Annotated in this window: 1 protein-coding gene and 1 pseudogene; both read right to left on the bottom strand. The window is 71.1% G+C overall.

The window, feature by feature from the left end; translation table 11 throughout:
- Window positions 1-365, bottom strand: a 365-nt coding sequence (locus ACFY7H_RS34075; RefSeq protein ID WP_388946602.1) for a thiamine pyrophosphate-dependent enzyme, incomplete at its 3' end; no start/stop codon positions are given.
- A pseudogene (locus ACFY7H_RS34070) lies at window positions 358-1,146 on the bottom strand (2-oxoglutarate ferredoxin oxidoreductase subunit alpha); the annotation flags it as partial. The gene ACFY7H_RS34075 and the pseudogene ACFY7H_RS34070, both read right to left, overlap by 8 nt.

Here is a 1,146-nt window from a genome sequence, read left to right as displayed (position 1 = left end):
CGGCGCAGGGCGTGGATGAGGTGGTTGCCGCCGATGGAGAGGGCGTCGCCGTCGCCGGTGACGACCCAGACGGAGAGGTCGCGGCGGGAGGTGGCCAGGCCGGTGGCGATGGCGGGGGCGCGGCCGTGGATGGAGTGCATCCCGTAGGTGTTCATGTAGTACGGGAAGCGGGAGGAGCAGCCGATGCCGGAGACGAAGACGATGTTCTCCCTGGCGAGGCCGAGCTCGGGCATGAAGCCCTGCACGGCGGCCAGGACCGCGTAGTCACCGCAGCCCGGACACCAGCGGACCTCCTGGTCCGACTTGAAGTCCCTGGCGGCGAGTTTCGCTTCCGCCCTGGGGATCAGGCTCAGTGCCTCAGCCATCGATGACCTCCTTCAGGGCCGTGGCGAGCTGCTCGGCCTTGAACGGCATCCCGTTGACCTGGGTGTGGGAGCGGGCGTCCACCAGGTACCGGGCGCGGATGAGGGTGGCGAGCTGGCCGAGGTTCATCTCGGGGACGACGACCCGTTCGTAGCGGGCGATGAGGTCGCCGAGGTTCTTCGGGAAGGGGTTGAGGTGGCGCAGGTGGGTCTGGGCGATGGGGAGTCCCTGGGTGCGCAGGCGGCGGACGGCGGCGGTGATGGGGCCGTAGGTGGAGCCCCAGCCCAGGACGAGGGTGCGGGCGCCGTCGGGGTCGTCGACGTCCAGGTCGGGAACGTGGATGCCGTCGATCTTGGCCTGGCGGGTGCGGACCATGAAGTCGTGGTTGGCCGGGTCGTAGCTGATGTTGCCGGTGCCGTCCTGCTTCTCGATCCCGCCGATCCGGTGTTCCAGGCCGGGTGTGCCCGGCACGGCCCAGGGGCGGGCCAGGGTCCGCGGGTCGCGTTTGTAGGGCCAGAACACCTCGGTGCCGTCCGCGAGGGTGTGGTTGGGGCCCGTCGCGAAGCGGGTGCGCAGGTCGGGCAGGTCCTGCGGGTCGGGGATCCGCCAGGGTTCGGAGCCGTTGGCGAGGTAGCCGTCGGAGAGCAGGAAGACCGGGGTGCGGTAGGTGAGGGCGATGCGGGCGGCGTCCAGCGCGGCGTCGAAGCAGTCGGCCGGGGTGCGCGGGGCGATGACGGGGACGGGGGCTTCGCCGTTGCGGCCGTACATGGCCTGGAGGAGGTC

Origin of the sequence: Streptomyces sp. NPDC012794 (assembly GCF_042901085.1) — a bacterium.
Taxonomy (GTDB): domain Bacteria; phylum Actinomycetota; class Actinomycetes; order Streptomycetales; family Streptomycetaceae; genus Streptomyces.
This window is presented reverse-complemented; position numbering and strand designations above follow the sequence as displayed.